Source organism: Pseudomonas fluorescens, from assembly GCF_902498195.1.
Taxonomy (GTDB): Bacteria; Pseudomonadota; Gammaproteobacteria; order Pseudomonadales; family Pseudomonadaceae; genus Aquipseudomonas; species Aquipseudomonas fluorescens_BU.
In genome coordinates, this window is sequence record NZ_CABVIY010000008.1 from 344,275 (window position 1) to 360,374 (window position 16,100).

Below are 16,100 nucleotides of genomic sequence, written 5' to 3' on the forward strand. Positions count from 1 at the left end.
TTGACGACAAAGGGACAAGGTTATCATGCGCACACTAAATCGCCTGTTGCTGGCTGGGTTGTTTGCAATCACACCGTTGGCCGCGATGGCGGCGGACGATGCGCCGACGCCGGAACCGGATGTAACCATTCGCACGGAAGGCGACAATACGATCAAGGAATACCGGCAGAATGGCTTTCTGTACGCTATCCAGGTCACGCCGAAGGGCGGGAAGCCGTACTTTCTGGTGCGCGCCGATGGATCGGACGGTAACTTCATCCGCTCGGACCAGCCCGATATGCTGATTCCGTCGTGGAAGATTTTTGAGTGGAAATAGTTTCTTAATTTCAACCGGCGCTGGCTCAACAGCGGCGCCCGTACTGGCAGTTTAAACATGTCTGTGTTCACCCCCCTGGCTCGGCCCGAGCTGGAAACCTTTCTCGCCCCTTATGGCCTCGGCCGCCTGCTTGATTTCCAGGGGATTGCCGCCGGTAGTGAAAACACCAATTTCTTTATCAGCCTGGAGCAGGGCGAGTTTGTCCTGACGCTGGTCGAGCGTGGTCCGGTCCAGGAGATGCCGTTCTTCATCGAGTTGCTCGACGTGCTGCACGAGGCCGACCTGCCGGTGCCCTACGCCTTGCGCACCACCGATGGCGTTGCACTGCGCGAATTGGCCGGCAAGCCCGCGCTGTTGCAGCCGCGCCTGGCCGGCAAGCACATCAAGCAAGCCAATGCCCAGCATTGCGCGCAGGTGGGCGAGTTGTTGGCGCATCTGCACCTGGCGACCCAGGCCAACATGATCAAGCGCAAGACCGATCGCGGCCTGGACTGGATGCTGGAAGAGGGCACGCAATTTCTGTCGCACCTCAAGGCCGATCAGAAAGATCTGCTGCAACGGGCGCTGGATGAAATCACGCAGCAGAAAGAGAAAATCCTGGCGCTGCCACGGGCCAACATCCACGCCGATCTGTTCCGCGATAACGCGATGTTCGAAGGCACGCACCTGACCGGGTTGATCGATTTCTACAACGCCTGCTCGGGGCCGATGCTCTATGACGTGGCGATTGCCTTGAACGACTGGTGTTCCGACGATGAAGGATTGATCGACGGGCCGCGGGCACGGGCGTTGCTGGGGGCTTATGCCGCGCTGCGACCGTTCACGGCTGCCGAAGCCGAGTTGTGGCCGACCATGCTGCGGGTGGCTTGCGTGCGCTTCTGGCTGTCGCGGCTGATCGCGGCGGAGTCATTCGCCGGGCAGGATGTGTTGATTCACGATCCGATGGAATTCCAGCAGCGGTTGGCGCAGCGACAGACCGTCAGCACGCCGTTGCCATTTGCCCTCTAGAAGCTTCGCGAGCAAGCCCGCTCCCACGTGTTGACCGCATCCCTTCTGGATGCATCGGGTCAACTGTGGGAGCGGGCTTGTTCGCGAAAGGGGCGGCTCGATTTCCGGGCGTTACAACGACTCCAGGCACCCCGCCAGATCATTCCCCAACTTCTCCAGCACCTGCTCATACCCCTGAGCCGTCGCCGGCGTGTACCCGCCCAGCGCATCCAGTTCCGCCAGTTTCACCGGCAGGCCGGCCACCAGGGTTTCCGCCAGGCGCGGGCGCAACGGGGGTTCGCTGAACACACAGGTCTTGCCGACTTCCTGCAACCGCGTGCGCATTGCCGCGACGTGTTGTGCGCCGGGTTGTACCTCGGCGGCCACACTGAACACACCGGCATGCTTGAGGCCGTAAGCGTCTTCGAAGTAGTCGAAGGCTTCGTGGAAGACGAAGTAAGGCTTGCCTTCAACGCTGGCCAGGCGTTTTTTCAGGCGTAGATCCAGCGCATCCAGACGCTCATCGAAGGCCTTGAGGTTGCTCTGATACCGCACGGCATTGGCAGGGTCGGCGGCGCTGAGATCCTCAGCCATCTTCGTGGCAATGACCCGGGCGTTGATCGGCGACAGCCACAAATGCGCGTCCAGGCTACCCGGGCGGTGATCATGGTCATGCTCATCGGCTTCTTCGGCGTGGGAGTGATTGTCCTCGGCGAAATGGCGCAGTTTCATACCGGGCAAATCCTGCACGGCGACGCTGGGCAGCGTACGACCATTCAGCACCCGCGGCAGGAAACCTTCCATGTCCGGGCCGATCCAGTACAGCAGATCCACCGATTGCACCTTCCGTACGTCGGATGGGCGCAAGGCATAGTTATGCGGAGAAGCACCCGGTGGCAGCAACACTTCCGGGATCGCCACACCGTCCTGCACCGCCGCGGCAATCAGCTGTAGTGGCTTGATGCTGGTGAGGACCCTGACCTCGGCGTGCGCCGTACCGATCAGCAGAAAACTTGCGACAAATGCGACAAAGATAGAAAAAAGTCGGGACACGATGACCACTCGAAGAGGCGAGAACGGGTAACATAATAACGTCTCTCACAAAACTCGTCGCCGCTCATGCCTAAAACTCCTATTGCCAGCCGTCCCCACGACCACTCTCATTGCGTGCACAGCGCTCTGTCAGAGGCCGATGCCCTGTGCGAACGTCAAGGCTTGCGCCTGACCGCGTTGCGTCGGCGGGTGCTGGAACTGGTGTGGCAAAGTCACAAACCGTTGGGCGCCTACGACATTCTCGCGGTGCTCAGCGAACAGGATGGCCGCCGAGCGGCGCCGCCGACGGTGTACCGCGCGCTGGATTTCCTGCTGGAAAACGGCCTCGTGCACCGGATCTCTTCACTCAACGCCTTCATCGGCTGCAATCATCCGGAGCACGCGCACCAGGGCCAGTTCCTGATTTGCCGCGACTGCCACGCCGCCATTGAGCTCGAACAGAAATCCATCAGCGACGCGATCATCGCCAGCGCCAGGGATGTCGGGTTCGTCGTCGAAGGCCAGACCGTCGAAGTAGTCGGTCTCTGCTCGGGTTGCCAGGGGGCTTGATGAGCAACGCGCTGATCCGCCTCGAACAGGTTGCTGTCACGTTTGCCGGGCAAAGTGTGCTGGATAACATCGAGCTGAGCGTCGAGCCAGGGCAGATTGTCACCCTGATCGGCCCCAATGGCGCCGGCAAGACCACCCTGGTGCGCGCCGTGCTCGGTTTGTTGAAACCCGACAGCGGCAGTGTCTGGCGCAAGCCGAAACTGCGGGTCGGCTATATGCCGCAAAAGCTGCATGTCGATCCGACCCTGCCGCTCTCGGTCCTGCGTTTCTTGCGCCTGGTGCCGGGGGTGGACCGTGCAATGGCCTTGGCCGCGCTCAAGGAAGTCGGTGCCGAACAGGTGATCGACAGCCCCGTGCAAAGTGTCTCCGGGGGTGAGATGCAGCGGGTCCTGCTGGCTCGTGCCCTGCTGCGCGAACCGGAACTGCTGGTGCTCGACGAGCCGGTACAAGGCGTCGACGTGGCCGGCCAGGCCGAGCTCTACAGCCTGATCACCCGCCTGCGCGACCGTCACGGCTGCGGTGTGCTGATGGTCTCCCACGATCTGCATTTGGTGATGAGCACCACCGATCAAGTGGTTTGCCTGAATCGCCACGTCTGCTGCTCCGGCCACCCGGAACAGGTCAGCGGCGATCCGGCTTTCGTCGAGCTGTTCGGAAAAAACGCACAAAGCCTGGCGATTTATCACCACCATCACGACCACGCCCACGACCTGCATGGCTCGGTGGTCAAGGCGCCCGGGTCGGGCCATAACCATGTTCACGGAGATAGCTGCAAGCATGGCTGATTTTCTGCTCTACGCCCTGCTTGCAGGCTTGGCTTTGGCGGTCGTCGCGGGGCCGTTGGGTTCTTTCGTGGTCTGGCGGCGCATGGCCTATTTTGGCGACACCCTGTCCCACGCGGCGTTGCTGGGTGTGGCGTTGGGCTTCCTGCTGGATGTCAGCCCGACCGTCGCGGTGACTGTAGGCTGCCTGCTGTTGGCGGTGCTGCTGGTGACGTTGCAACAGCGCCAACCGCTGGCGTCCGACACGCTTTTGGGAATTCTCGCACCGAGCACCCTCTCTCTGGGCCTGGTGGTACTAAGCTTCATGCACGAAGTACGGATCGACCTGATGGCCTATCTGTTCGGCGACCTGTTGGCGATCAGCCCGACCGATCTGGCGTGGATTCTCGGCGGCAGTGCGGCGGTGCTGGTGTTGCTCGTCACGTTGTGGCGACCGTTGCTGGCGATCACCGTGCATGAGGAGCTGGCCAGGGTCGAAGGCCTGCCCGTGGCGGGGTTGCGCATGGCGTTGATGTTGCTGATCGCCGTGGTGATTGCGGTGGCGATGAAAATCGTCGGTGTATTGCTGATTACTTCGTTGCTGATCATTCCAGCGGCTGCGGCACAGCGTCACGCCCGCTCGCCGGAACAGATGGCACTGGGCGCGAGCCTGCTGGGCATACTCGCCGTGTGTGGCGGGCTGGCGCTGTCCTGGTTCAAGGACACCCCGGCCGGCCCGTCGATTGTGGTGACGGCCGCCGCGCTGTTTCTGCTGAGTTTTGTTCTGCCCCGTCGAGGGGTGTAGACTTGCTCGCTTTTTGCGCAAATAGAGAGTCGCAGGAATGAAGCTGTTCACCTCCCGTTATCTGCTCCTTGTCGCATTTTCTCTGCTACTGGGCGCTTGCCAAAGCACGCCACCGGCAGCCATCGAGGCCCAGGATGCGCGTGCGACGGCGATTGCACAGCTGGAACAAAGCCTGGCCAGCAGCGAGTTGGCCACCGCCGAAGGTCAGCTGGCCGCTTTGCAGGCGCAATCGCCCGACGATCAATCCCTGGAACAATACCAGCGGCAATTGGCCGAAGCCTATCTGATGCGGAGTCAGATCGTGCTGCAAAAAGGTGATGTCAACGCGGCTGCCACGGCCCTGGCCCGTGCCCGCGCCCTGATGCCCAAGGCGCCTGCGCTGACCGGCGGGGTCAACGGCGCCCTTGCGCAAGCCCGCAAGGCGGAACTGGATAAAGCCGAAGCGGACCTGAAGTCTGCCGAAGCCAAGCGCAAAGCCAAGGTCATTGATCCGGAAGCTGAAAGCACCACGGTGAAGCTGAAGTTCACCGATATGGGAAAAATGCGCCGTCAATTGGACGCTATCGCCGCCGATGTGGTGAATTTTCAATGCGACGTGAGCATTCAGGTGCCGCGTACCGATGATTATCCATGGCTGGCCAACTTGCTGACCAAGCGGGTGAACAAGCTTGATCCGGAGTTCGATTTGAAGCTGGAGCGACAGATTGATCGCAGCGTTCCGGCGCAGATGGTTCTTACCCCCCGCAAGCCCTGAGAAAAAGATCGCAGCCAGCGACAGCTCCTGTAGGAGCTGCCGAAGGCTGCGATCATTTGTTTTGGCTACATTCAGGCCGGAATCCCCTTGGCCTTCGGCTCCCTGTCCCAAACCCGATGCTGCCCGATCGCCGCAAAAAACGCCTTGAACAACTTGGCGTCCGTCCCCTCGATCAGCCCCGCATCAGCCTCCAGCTTCAATACATCCAGCAACTGCTTCGCCTCGCCATGCAACGCAATCGCCTTCAGATGCTTGTAAGCCTCCAACAGGTAATGCAGCGCCACGCCATCAGTACTCAATGCCTTGATCGACGCCGCGCCACCGGGCACGAACACGGCGTCGAACGCCACTGAAGGCAAACCTTCCATGGAAGCGTCCACGGGCAACGACTTGCCGTCCGCAGTGGTGACCGGCGCCGAGGTCGGGCCGAGCAGTTTGGCGTGCGCGCCCTCAGCTTCCAGGGCTTTCTTCATCGCATCAATCGCCGCACCGTCAACGCCATTGGCTGCCAGGATCGCCACTTTGCGGGTTTTGATGTCGCCCGGGAGCAAGTTGGCCTGGCTCAGGGCAGGGGAGCGTTCCAGTGACGTTTTCGGTACATCGACCGTACCGGCCTTCGGCACTGGCATCCCCAGGTTCTGCGCGACCCGTTTGGCCAGGTCCAGGTCAATGTTGGCCAGGATTTCATTCACCTGCCGTGCCCGAATGAACTCACGTTCCACCTTGCCCAATTCAAAGCTGTAGGCGGCGATGATGTGTTCCTGCTCATGCTTGCTCATGCTGTGGAAGAACAGCCGCGCCTGGGAAAAGTGGTCGCTGAACGACTCGCTGCGCTGGCGGATCTTGTTGGCGTCGATGCGTTCCGCATAGCTCTCGAAGCCGCCATCCTGCGCGGCGGGCGGAGTCTCCTTCGGCCAGCCGCCATCGATGGAGTTTGGCTCATAGGCGGCGCGGCCCTTGTCGATGGTGGTGCGGTGCAGCGCGTCCCGCTGGCCATTGTGCAAGGGTGAAATCGTGCGATTGATAGGAATCTCGTGAAAGTTCGGCCCGCCGAGTCGGCTGATCTGGGTATCGGTGTAGGAAAACAACCGGCCTTGCAGCAACGGGTCGTTGGAAAAGTCGATGCCCGGCACGATATGGCCGGGGCAAAACGCGACTTGCTCGGTTTCGGCAAAGAAATTGTCCGGGTTGCGGTTGAGGACCATTTTGCCCAACGGTGTGATCGGCACCAGTTCTTCCGGGATCAATTTGGTGGGATCGAGGATGTCAAAGTCGAAGGCGTGCTCGTTTTCCTCTTCGATGACCTGTACGCCCAGTTCCCATTCCGGGTAGTCACCGGTCTCGATGGACTCCCAGAGGTCGCGACGGTGGTAGTCGGTGTCTTTTCCCGCGAGCTTTTGCGCTTCGTCCCACACCAGCGAACAGGTGCCGGCGGTGGGGCGCCAGTGGAATTTGACGAAGCGCGATGTTCCTTCGGCATTGATCAGGCGGAAGGTGTGCACCCCGAAACCCTGCATGCTGCGCAGGCTTTTCGGGATCGCCCGATCGGACATGGCCCAGATCACCATGTGCGCGGACTCTGGCTGTAACGAGACGAAGTCCCAGAACGTGTCGTGAGCCGAGCCGCCGGTGGGTATTTCATTGTGCGGTTCGGGTTTCACCGCGTGTACGAAATCGGGAAACTTGATGGCGTCCTGAATGAAAAACACCGGCATGTTGTTGCCGACGAGGTCGTAGATGCCTTCGTCGGTGAAGAACTTCACGGCGAAACCTCGTACATCGCGCACGGTATCGCCGGACCCGCGAGGGCCTTGTACCGTGGAGAAGCGCACGAATACGGGGGTTTTCTTGCCGGGGTTCTGCAGGAAACCGGCCTTGGTCAATACGCTATGGTTCTCGTAGGTCTGGAAATAGCCATGGGCGCCGGTACCGCGCGCGTGGACGATGCGCTCGGGAATGCGCTCATGGTCAAAATGCGTGATTTTTTCACGCATGATGAAATCTTCCAGCAGCGACGGCCCACGGGCACCGGCCTTCAGGGTGTTCTGATTGTCCGCCACCTTCACGCCTTGATTGGTGCGCAAGGCTTCGCCCGTGGCGTCGGAGCGGAATTTTTCCAGGCTATCGAGCTTGGCATTGGTGTTGCTGCGGTCCGGGGTATCGGTCCCGGCCATTTCGCTCTTGGGTGCGGCAGGCTTCTTAGTGCTCATCAGGCGTGACTCCTCAGGCTTTTTCGAGATGCCTAAGTAGTGACTGGTTACGTTTTTTGCCGTTCCTTTTATCTGACCTTTGATCGCGTTATTGCCAAATGACTGGTTGAATGCGAAATAAATGCTAAGAACCTCTATACGGACAGGCTAAAATGCGCGCCCGGCTAACCGCTGATCCTTTTCCAACGCGCCCCACAAGGTTCGCTACGTGATCGAGTTTCAAAACGTCCATAAAACCTACCGCGTCGCCGGTAAGGATATCCCCGCCCTGCACCCGACCAATCTGACGATTGAAAACGGTCAGGTCTTCGGCCTGATCGGCCATTCCGGTGCGGGAAAAAGTACCCTGCTGCGTCTGATCAATCGCCTGGAGAATTCCAGCGGCGGCAAGATCATTGTCGACGGCGAAGAAGTCACCGCACTCGACGCCAACGGCTTGCGCCGTTTCCGGCAACAGGTCGGGATGATTTTCCAGCACTTCAACCTGCTGGCTTCCAAGACCGTGGCCGACAACGTCGCGCTGCCGCTGACACTGGCCGGTGAACTGTCCCGCAGTGACATCGACCAGCGTGTCGCCCAATTGCTGGCCCGGGTCGGCTTGTCCGATCACGCCAACAAATACCCGGCGCAGTTGTCCGGTGGGCAGAAGCAGCGTGTCGGCATTGCCCGCGCCCTGGCCACCAAGCCGAAAATCCTCTTGTGCGACGAAGCCACCAGTGCCCTGGACCCGCAGACCACGGCGTCGGTCCTGCAATTGCTGGCCGAGATCAATCGCGAGCTGAAGCTGACCATCGTGCTGATCACCCATGAAATGGACGTCATCCGCCGGGTCTGCGACCAGGTCGGTGTGATGGATGCTGGCGTGATCGTCGAGCAGGGGTCGGTGGCCGAGGTGTTCCTGCACCCGAAACACCCGACCACCAAGCGCTTCGTGCAAGAAGACGAGCAGATCGACGAAGGCGAGCAGCGCGACGACTTCGCTCACGTGCCGGGCCGCATCGTGCGTCTGACTTTCCAGGGCGAAGCGACCTACGCACCGTTGCTGGGCACCGTCGCCCGCGAAACGGGTGTGGACTACAGCATCCTCGCCGGTCGCATCGATCGCATCAAAGACATCCCTTACGGGCAACTGACCCTGGCCGTGACTGGCGGTGACATGGAAGCGGCTTTCGCCCGCTTCACCGCAGCGGACGTCCACATGGAGGTGCTGCGCTGATGGAAGCCCTGACAAGTTTCTTCGCCAACATCGACTGGTTCGAAATCTGGCTGGCCACCGGCGACACCCTGCTGATGCTCGGCGGCTCGCTGTTGTTCACCGTGTTGCTGGGCCTGCCGCTGGGGGTGTTGCTGTTCCTCTGCAGCCCGCGCCAGTTGCTGGAAGCCAAAGGCGTCTACGCCATGTTGTCTCTGGTGGTGAACATCCTGCGTTCGCTGCCGTTCATCATTTTGCTGATCGTGATGATTCCGTTCACCGTCCTGATCACCGGTACCTCGCTGGGTGTCGCCGGTGCGATCCCGCCGTTGGTGGTGGGCGCCACGCCGTTCTTCGCGCGGCTGGTGGAAACCGCATTGCGTGAGGTGGATCGCGGCATCATCGAAGCGACCCAGTCCATGGGCGCGACCACGCGGCAGATCATTACCAATGCGTTGTTGCCCGAAGCCCGTCCGGGCATCTTCGCGGCGATTACGGTGACAGCGATTACACTGGTGTCCTACACGGCCATGGCCGGTGTAGTGGGCGCCGGTGGCCTGGGCGACCTGGCGATCCGCTTCGGTTACCAGCGTTTCCAGACTGACGTGATGGTGGTCACGGTGGTATTGCTGCTGGTGCTGGTGCAGGTCCTGCAAACCGTCGGCGACAAGCTGGTTGTGCACTTCTCCCGTAAATAAGCGTTTTCGTACATTACAAATGAGCCGGCCAATCGCTGGCAGGCGCCAAACGGGCGCCTCACATGGAGTTAGCTGAATGAAAAAACTACTCGTCGCGTTCGCTGCCGTTGCAGCCTTTTCCGCCCACGCCGCTGACACCCTGACGGTCGCCGCCACCCCGGTCCCGCACGCGGAAATCCTTGAGTTCGTCAAACCGGCGCTGGCCAAGGACGGCGTGGACTTGAAGGTCAAGGTCTTCACCGACTACATCCAGCCGAACGTACAGGTTGCGGAAAAACGCCTGGACGCCAACTTCTTCCAGCACCAGCCGTACCTCGATGAGTTCAACAAGGCCAAGGGCACCCACCTGGTATCGGTTGCCGGCGTGCACCTGGAACCCCTGGGCGCCTACTCCAGCAAGTACAAAGCCCTGACCGAACTGCCTGGCGGCGCCAACGTGGTGATCCCGAACGACGCCACCAACGGCGGCCGTGCGTTGCTGCTGCTGGCCAAGGCCGGCCTGATCACCTTGAAGGATTCGAACAACATCCTGTCGACCGTCAAGGACATCACCGAAAACAGTAAAGACCTTAAATTCCGCGAACTGGAAGCGGCGACCATCCCGCGCGTACTGACCCAGGTCGACCTGGCGCTGATCAACACCAACTACGCGCTGGAAGCCAAGCTCGACCCGGCCAAGGACGCCCTGGTCATTGAAGGCAGCGACTCGCCTTACGTGAACATCCTGGTGGCCCGTCCGGACGACAAGGACAGCGAAGCGATGAAGAAGCTGGTTGCTGCGCTGCACAGTCCGGAAGTGAAGGCGTTCATTCTCGAGAAGTACAAAGGCGCGGTCGTGCCGGCGTTCTGATTGGTTGCTGCAACGAAAAAGGGGACGCCATGAGCGTCCCTTTTTTTATGATCAATGGCGGTCAAATGTGGGAGCGGGCTTGCTCGCGAAAGCGGTGGATCGGTCAAAAGACAGGCTGACTGACACACCGCTTTCGCGAGCAAGCCCGCTCCCACATGGGATAAATGCCAGCCAGGTTATTTGCGGTTAAGCATCACCGGCAACTGCGCCACCAGTTTCTGGTTGTTCAACGGCGCCCGAATGAACCCGCGCTGCGTCCCGTCCGGGCCGATCACCGCCAGGTTGCCGCTGTGGTCGACGGTGTAGTTCGGCTTGCTGGTGTCCGCCGGTATGAACGGAATGCTCACGGCGTTGGCGACTTTTTGCAGTTCTTCGACCGAGGACGGCGTCAGGCCGATGAACTGCGGATCGAAGTAGCCCAGGTATTGCTTGAGTTGCTTGGGCGTGTCGCGGTTCGGGTCGACGCTGACCAGCACGATCTGCAACTTCTCCACCGCTTCTGGCGGCAGTTCGCTCTTGATCTGGCGCAGCTGGGCGAGGGTGGTCGGGCAGATGTCCGGGCAGAAGGTGTAGCCGAAGAACAGCAGGCTCCACTTGCCCTTGAGCGCGTTGACCGCCACCGGTTTGCCGTCCTGATCGGTCATGGTCACATCCGGCAGATTGCGGCTTTGCGGCAGCAAAATGATGCCGGCATCGATCAACGCCGTCGGGTCGCCCTGGCCTTTGCCGGAGAGCACTTTGTTGATGGTCAGGCCCAGGACCAGCGCGATCAGGGCGACGAGGATGAAGACGGTTTTCTGGGTTCGAGTCATAGGTTCAACAATAAGTAGTGGTCTACGAGCAGGGCGATGAACAGCAGGAACAAGTAATAGATAGAGTACTTGAAGGTGTTGATCGCCGCGTGCGGCCGAGTGCCACGGTACAGCACCACGGCCCATTGCAGGAACCTCGCGCCCAGGCCGATGGCGCAGATCAGGTAGAGCAGGCCGCTCATGTGAATCACATACGGCATCAGGCTGACGGCCAGCAGGGCGAAGGTGTAAAGCAGGATGTGCACCTTGGTGTAATGCTCGCCATGGGTCACCGGCAGCATCGGGATGTCGGCCTTGGCGTATTCCTCTTTGCGGTGGATGGCCAGGGCCCAGAAGTGCGGCGGTGTCCAGGCGAAGATGATCAGCACCAGCAACAGCGGTTCGGCGCTGATGTGGCCGGTGGCGGCGGTCCAGCCAAGCAGGGGCGGGGCTGCACCCGCGAGGCCGCCGATGACGATGTTCTGCGGTGTCGCGCGTTTGAGGAAGCCGGTGTAGACCACCGCGTAGCCAAGCAGCGACGCGAGGGTCAGCCATGCGGTCAGCGGGTTGGTGAACGCCAGCAGCAACGCCTGGCCGAGCAGCGCCAGCACCAGTGCGAATGTCAGTGCCGCGGCCGGCGAGACTCGCCCTTCGGCCAATGGCCGCTTGTGGGTGCGCGCCATCACCGCGTCGATTCGCCGGTCGACCACATGGTTGACCGCCGCCGCACCGCCAGCGCACAAGGCGATCCCCAGGTTGCCGAACACCAGCACGGTCCATGGCACCCCGGCGCGGGTCGCGAGGAACATCCCCACCAGCGAGGTAATGAGCATCAGCACCACCACCTTGGGTTTGGTCAGCTCCAGGTAGTCACGCCAGATCGCCTGGCTGTGACGCTCGCCGATCAGAATCGCCATGGCATCTCTCCTTTTATTGTTATGGGCCCGGCTGAATGTTTACGCGGGCTGAAGCGCCAGCGCGTCGGCTGCTTGACCCGAACCAGACTGGTTCGGGCGTGGTAGTTGACCAGCACCATCGTCAGCAACAGCGCCGCGCCTCCGGCGTTGTGCGCCACGGCCACCGGCAACGGCAGGTGGAACAGCACGTTGCTGATGCCCAGCGTGATCTGCGCCGCCAGAGCGATCAGCACCAACCCGGCGAGCCGCGTCATGCCGACAACCTTCAGTTGCCAGGCGAGGCCCAGCAGCACCAGGGTCACCAGCAACGCGCCGATGCGGTGGGTCAGGTGAATCGCGGTGCGGGCGTCGCTGTCCAGTTGCCCGCCGAGATAGTTGGGGCCGATGTGCTGGGTCAGGTGAAAACCGTTGGCGAAATCAGCCGGTGGCAGCCACTGTCCGTGGCACGTCGGAAAGTCGATGCACGCCACGGCGGCGTAGTTTGAACTGACCCAGCCACCGAGGGCGATCTGCCCGATCACCAGCAACAGCCCGGCGGTCGCCCAGTACTGCAAGCGCCGGGGCACCGTCAGCGCCGGCAGTACGCCGGACAGGCGCAAGGTCAGCAAAAACAGCAGGCTCAACGTGGCGAATCCGCCGAGCAAATGCCCGGTGACCACTTGCGGCCAGAGCTTGAGCGTCACCGTCCACATGCCGAAGGCGGCCTGGGCGAACACCACCGCCAGCAGGAACAACGGCAACTTCACCGGTTGCCCGGGATGCCGCCGATGAACCCAGGCCCGTCCGGCCAACACCGAAATCAGCAGGCCAAGGCTGCCGGCAAAGTAGCGGTGGATCATCTCGTTCCAGCCCTTGTGCGCCTCCACTGGCGTGTCGGGGAAATGCAGTTCGGCATGGGCCAGCTGGGCTTCGCTTTTCGGCACACTGATAAAGCCATAGCAGCCGGGCCAGTCCGGGCAGCCGAGGCCCGCGTGGGTCAGGCGGGTGTAGGCACCGAGCAACACCACAATCAGTGCCAGCAGGGTGGCAAACAACGCGAGGCGAAATCCAGGTTTGGCCATGACGATGCCCTTATCCGATGTTCGACAGTTTCAGCAGGTGGCGCAGGTCGTTGAGCAGGTCCTTGCCTTTGACCGACGGGTCGTAGCGCAGCACCAGGTTGCCGTGGGGGTCGATGATCCACAGTTGCGGCACAGCCTTGTCACCGGTGGTTTTGTTGAAGGTGCCCAAATCCAGCGGATAGCGTTGCAGTTGCGGATACTCCCGCGTCAGCTTGGCGTCGTAATCCGTGCCCAGCGGCTGAGCGGCGGCAATCGCATGGCTGGCTCGTCCGGCATCGCGGCCCAGGCCGATCTGGACCTGCCGCGCCAGGTACACCAGTTGCTGGCAGTCCACGGCACATTCCCTGGGCGCGGTCACCAGCAACTGCCAGCGATCTTCATCGGCCTGCACGCCCAGCTCGGCGCGGGTCTGGCCGTTGCCGATCAGTTCGCCGTGATAGCTACGGCCCTCCGGCACCCAGAACTGCAATTTGTACATGCCGGTGGCGAGGATCATCGGACCGATCACCCCGAGCACAATCAGCAGCAGCTGCAAACGTCCCTTGCGCCGGTTCGCCGGCGTCTTTGCCTCAGACATGCTGGGTGGATTCATGGCCGCTCCCATGGTGTTTCTCCTTTGCGTTGTGCCAGCCGAGGTAGAGATAAAGACCGAACAGCGCGATCGACAGGGCGAACCACTGCACGGCATAAGCAATGTGTTTTTCCGGGCCCATGGCAACCACCGGCCAATCGGCCTGGTAAGTCGCGGGTCCGGTTTCTGCGCGTAATTCGTAGGCAAAGCCTTGACGGTCCAGGGCTGCCCAGAGCGCGTTCGGGTCAATGGCCGTCAGCAGTTTTGGCCAGGTGCTGGTATTTGGGTCGGCGTGGAGCTGGAAGGTCGCACCCGGGGCCACGTAGACCCAGGCGTCCAGGCTCAAGGATTCGGCTGGCGTCGTGAATTGCGGTGGCGTGCGCCGGTCTGGCCAGGGCAGCCAGCCGCGATTGACCAGCAGCCACAGCCCGGTCACCTGGTCCTGAAACGGTTGCAGCAGCTCGACCCCGACCTTGCCGCCACGCTGACGGTTATCCAGCAACAGACTGTGTGCGGCATCGAATTGACCGTGCAGGCGAACGCGGCGAAAGGCCGGGTCTGCCGAGTGTTGCAGCTCGGTGCTGGCCATCGGTTCGGCGGCCCGGCGTTCGGTGTAGGTTTGCAGCAGCGCGCTTTTCTCCGCGCCCCGGCCCAGTTGCCAGAACCCCAGCGACACCAGCAGCGGCAGCAAAAGCGCCACCACCAGCGTCGGCACAACACCCGGCCGAAAGCGCTTCATGGCGTCGCCAGAAAGTCGGTCAGTGCGATAGCTATACTCAAGTGCATCGCGTGTCCCCCGGAGTCCCACCATGCTCAAAGCAGCCATCGTCCTGATGCTGATTGCCACGGTTGTCAGCCTGTTCAGCGGCCTGTTTTTTCTGGTCAAGGACGACAGCAGCTCGAACCGCCTCGTCATTGCCTTGAGTGTTCGTGTGGCCCTGGCCGCCATCACCGTCGGCTTGATCGCCTGGGGTTTTTTCAGCGGCCAGCTTGTCTCTCATGCGCCTTGGTAACTGTAGGAGCGAGCATGCTCGCGATGGTTACCAGCGATGACGCGGGAAACCTGACACCCCGCGGTGCTCTTTCGTCCATCGCGAGCATGCTCGCTCCTACAGGACGTAAACGAACACGAACAACCCGATCCACACCACGTCGACGAAGTGCCAGTACCAACTGGCCGCTTCGAAGCCGAATTGATGATCGTTGTCGAAGTGTCCGCGCATGATCCGCATCAGCATCACGAACAGGATGATGGTGCCGATGGTCACGTGCGCACCGTGGAACCCGGTGAGCATGAAGAACGTAGCGCCGTAGATACCCGAGCCCAGGGTCAGGCCCAGTTCGTGGTAGGCGTGCATGTATTCTTCGGCCTGGAAGCCGAGGAACGCGCAACCCAGCAGCACGGTGATCGCCAGCCAGATTTTCAACGCACCGCGATGGCCCTTTTTCAAAGCGTGGTGGGCGATGGTCACGGTCACGCTGGAGCTGACCAGCAACACGGTGTTGAGCAGCGGCAGGCCCCAGGGACTGATCACCTCCTTGGGCGGCGGGAACAGTTTGGAATCCGGGTTGTTGAGCAGCGGCCAGGTCCACTCGAAGGCCGGCCACAGCATGTGGGCGATGCCCTTTGTGCCTTCGCCACCGAGCGCGGGGCCGGACACGTGGCGCACATAAAACAGCGCACCGAAGAAGGCGATGAAGAACATCACCTCCGAGAAAATGAACCAGCTCATGCCCCAGCGAAACGAGCGATCCATCTGGGCGCTGTACAAGCCGCTGCGGCTTTCCTTGATCACCGTGCCGAACCAGCCGAACAGCATGTAGGCCAGCAGCAGGCTGCCAACGAAAAAGATCAGCGGACCGTGGGATTCCGGCCGCGCCGCTTTCAGATCGTTGAACCAGGTGGCCAGGCCGAACACCGTGATGAGCATGCCGAACGTGGCGATGATCGGCCACTTGCTCTGGGCCGGAACGTAATAATGTTCATGAGTTGCCATTTATTGTTCTCCTTATCGGGCACGCTCAACCGCCAGTGTTTACGGCTACCGGTGGATGTCGGGCGGTGATATCGAACAGCGTGTAGGACAGCGTCAGGTGCTTCACATCCTTGGGCATGTCACGGTCAACGATGAAGCGCACCGGCATTTCGATCCGTTGACCGGGCTGCAGCACTTGCTGGGTGAAGCAGAAACATTCGGTCTTGTGGAAGTACGCCGCCGCCGCGCTGGGCGCAATGCTCGGCACGGCCTGGGCGCTCATCGGGCGGTCCGTGGGGTTGTGCGCGATGAAGATCATCTCGTTCACCGCCCCGGGGTTGGCCGTCAGTTCATCGTTCTTGGGATAGAAATCCCAAGACATGTCGGCGGCATTGGTCGACAGGAACTGCACGCGCACCTGACGCGAGGTATCGACCGTCTGCTCGCCCTCGTATTGCCCGCCAGTCTTGCCGTTGATGCCGAACGCCTTGCACATCACGTCGTAGATCGGCACCAGGGCAAACCCGAAGACAAACATCGCCACCACCACCAGCAACAGGCGGGTGACCAGTTTTTTCATTGAAATCGAGTCAGCCATGATACCAACCC

General features: G+C 61.3%; 19 protein-coding genes. 10 read left to right on the forward strand and 9 right to left on the reverse strand.

The genetic code is table 11. From position 1 onward, the window contains the following. Positions 1–25: 25 nt before the first annotated feature. Positions 26–316, forward strand: a complete 291-nt coding sequence (locus F8N66_RS27715; protein WP_150773156.1) for a DUF2782 domain-containing protein — start codon at positions 26–28, stop codon at positions 314–316. A 57-nt stretch (positions 317–373) separates the two neighbouring features. Beyond that, positions 374–1,324, forward strand: a complete 951-nt coding sequence (locus F8N66_RS27720) for a homoserine kinase (protein ID WP_150773157.1) — start codon at positions 374–376, stop codon at positions 1,322–1,324. A gap of 111 nt (positions 1,325–1,435) precedes the next feature. Here F8N66_RS27720 and znuA read toward each other — a convergent pair whose 3' ends face one another. Further along, entirely contained in the window at positions 1,436–2,356 is a 921-nt protein-coding gene (gene znuA, locus F8N66_RS27725; protein WP_150773158.1) for a zinc ABC transporter substrate-binding protein ZnuA, read from the reverse strand. 66 nt (positions 2,357–2,422) lie between these two features. Between znuA and zur the strand changes: the two genes are divergently transcribed. The 4 genes from zur to F8N66_RS27745 are packed head-to-tail and all read left to right on the forward strand — an operon-like array spanning position 2,423 to position 5,225. Beyond that, positions 2,423–2,905 carry a zinc uptake transcriptional repressor Zur gene (gene zur, locus F8N66_RS27730; protein ID WP_150773159.1) on the forward strand — a complete coding sequence of 161 codons (483 nt, stop codon included), beginning with the start codon at positions 2,423–2,425 and terminating at the stop codon, positions 2,903–2,905. Beyond that, positions 2,905–3,690, forward strand: coding sequence for a zinc ABC transporter ATP-binding protein ZnuC (gene znuC / locus F8N66_RS27735; RefSeq protein ID WP_150773160.1), 786 nt, complete (start codon positions 2,905–2,907; stop codon positions 3,688–3,690). The genes zur and znuC overlap by 1 nt, the downstream gene beginning before the upstream one ends. Then, a complete protein-coding gene (gene znuB / locus F8N66_RS27740) occupies positions 3,683–4,471 on the forward strand; it encodes a zinc ABC transporter permease subunit ZnuB (protein ID WP_077044027.1) in 789 nt (262 codons plus the stop codon). The genes znuC and znuB overlap by 8 nt, the downstream gene beginning before the upstream one ends. 37 nt (positions 4,472–4,508) lie before the next feature. Then, positions 4,509–5,225, forward strand: coding sequence for a PA5502 family lipoprotein (locus tag F8N66_RS27745; protein ID WP_150773161.1), 717 nt, complete (start codon positions 4,509–4,511; stop codon positions 5,223–5,225). 71 nt (positions 5,226–5,296) lie between these two features. Here F8N66_RS27745 and katE read toward each other — a convergent pair whose 3' ends face one another. Continuing rightward, positions 5,297–7,465 (reverse strand): catalase HPII, encoded by a 2,169-nt coding sequence (gene katE, locus F8N66_RS27750; RefSeq protein ID WP_224790526.1) that lies wholly within the window; start codon positions 7,463–7,465, stop codon positions 5,297–5,299. Between the two features lie 178 nt (positions 7,466–7,643). On the opposite strand from katE, the gene F8N66_RS27755 reads away from it, so the two are divergent. The 3 genes from F8N66_RS27755 (at position 7,644) to F8N66_RS27765 (ending at position 10,175) form a co-directional block, all read left to right on the forward strand. Beyond that, on the forward strand, positions 7,644–8,651 hold the full coding sequence (locus F8N66_RS27755) for a methionine ABC transporter ATP-binding protein (RefSeq protein ID WP_150773163.1): 1,008 nt from the start codon (positions 7,644–7,646) through the stop codon (positions 8,649–8,651). Further along, positions 8,651–9,325 (forward strand): methionine ABC transporter permease, encoded by a 675-nt coding sequence (locus F8N66_RS27760; protein WP_095194468.1) that lies wholly within the window; start codon positions 8,651–8,653, stop codon positions 9,323–9,325. The genes F8N66_RS27755 and F8N66_RS27760 overlap by 1 nt, the downstream gene beginning before the upstream one ends. A gap of 76 nt (positions 9,326–9,401) precedes the next feature. Further along, a complete protein-coding gene (locus tag F8N66_RS27765; RefSeq protein WP_150773164.1) occupies positions 9,402–10,175 on the forward strand; it encodes a MetQ/NlpA family ABC transporter substrate-binding protein in 774 nt (257 codons plus the stop codon). A 176-nt stretch (positions 10,176–10,351) separates the two neighbouring features. On the opposite strand, the gene F8N66_RS27775 is transcribed toward F8N66_RS27765, so the two are convergent. From F8N66_RS27775 to F8N66_RS27795, 5 genes are read right to left on the reverse strand one after another with little or no spacing between them, the layout of a single operon-like run. Beyond that, positions 10,352–10,987 carry an SCO family protein gene (locus F8N66_RS27775; RefSeq protein WP_150773165.1) on the reverse strand — a complete coding sequence of 212 codons (636 nt, stop codon included), beginning with the start codon at positions 10,985–10,987 and terminating at the stop codon, positions 10,352–10,354. Next, positions 10,984–11,883 carry a heme o synthase gene (gene cyoE / locus F8N66_RS27780; protein ID WP_150773166.1) on the reverse strand — a complete coding sequence of 300 codons (900 nt, stop codon included), beginning with the start codon at positions 11,881–11,883 and terminating at the stop codon, positions 10,984–10,986. The genes F8N66_RS27775 and cyoE overlap by 4 nt, the downstream gene beginning before the upstream one ends. Then, positions 11,871–12,944, reverse strand: a complete 1,074-nt coding sequence (locus tag F8N66_RS27785) for a COX15/CtaA family protein (protein WP_150773167.1) — start codon at positions 12,942–12,944, stop codon at positions 11,871–11,873. The genes cyoE and F8N66_RS27785 overlap by 13 nt, the downstream gene beginning before the upstream one ends. Before the next feature lie 10 nt (positions 12,945–12,954). After that, entirely contained in the window at positions 12,955–13,548 is a 594-nt protein-coding gene (locus F8N66_RS27790; RefSeq protein WP_150773168.1) for a hypothetical protein, read from the reverse strand. Further along, on the reverse strand, positions 13,514–14,254 hold the full coding sequence (locus tag F8N66_RS27795) for an SURF1 family protein (RefSeq protein WP_150773169.1): 741 nt from the start codon (positions 14,252–14,254) through the stop codon (positions 13,514–13,516). Before F8N66_RS27795 ends, F8N66_RS27790 begins: the two co-directional genes overlap by 35 nt. 70 nt (positions 14,255–14,324) lie before the next feature. Between F8N66_RS27795 and F8N66_RS27800 the strand changes: the two genes are divergently transcribed. Then, on the forward strand, positions 14,325–14,528 hold the full coding sequence (locus tag F8N66_RS27800; RefSeq protein WP_008064738.1) for a twin transmembrane helix small protein: 204 nt from the start codon (positions 14,325–14,327) through the stop codon (positions 14,526–14,528). A gap of 96 nt (positions 14,529–14,624) precedes the next feature. Here F8N66_RS27800 and F8N66_RS27805 read toward each other — a convergent pair whose 3' ends face one another. Beyond that, a complete protein-coding gene (locus F8N66_RS27805) occupies positions 14,625–15,512 on the reverse strand; it encodes a cytochrome c oxidase subunit 3 (protein ID WP_150773170.1) in 888 nt (295 codons plus the stop codon). 25 nt (positions 15,513–15,537) lie between these two features. Further along, positions 15,538–16,089 carry a cytochrome c oxidase assembly protein gene (locus F8N66_RS27810; RefSeq protein WP_150773171.1) on the reverse strand — a complete coding sequence of 184 codons (552 nt, stop codon included), beginning with the start codon at positions 16,087–16,089 and terminating at the stop codon, positions 15,538–15,540. Positions 16,090–16,100 lie beyond the last annotated feature (11 nt).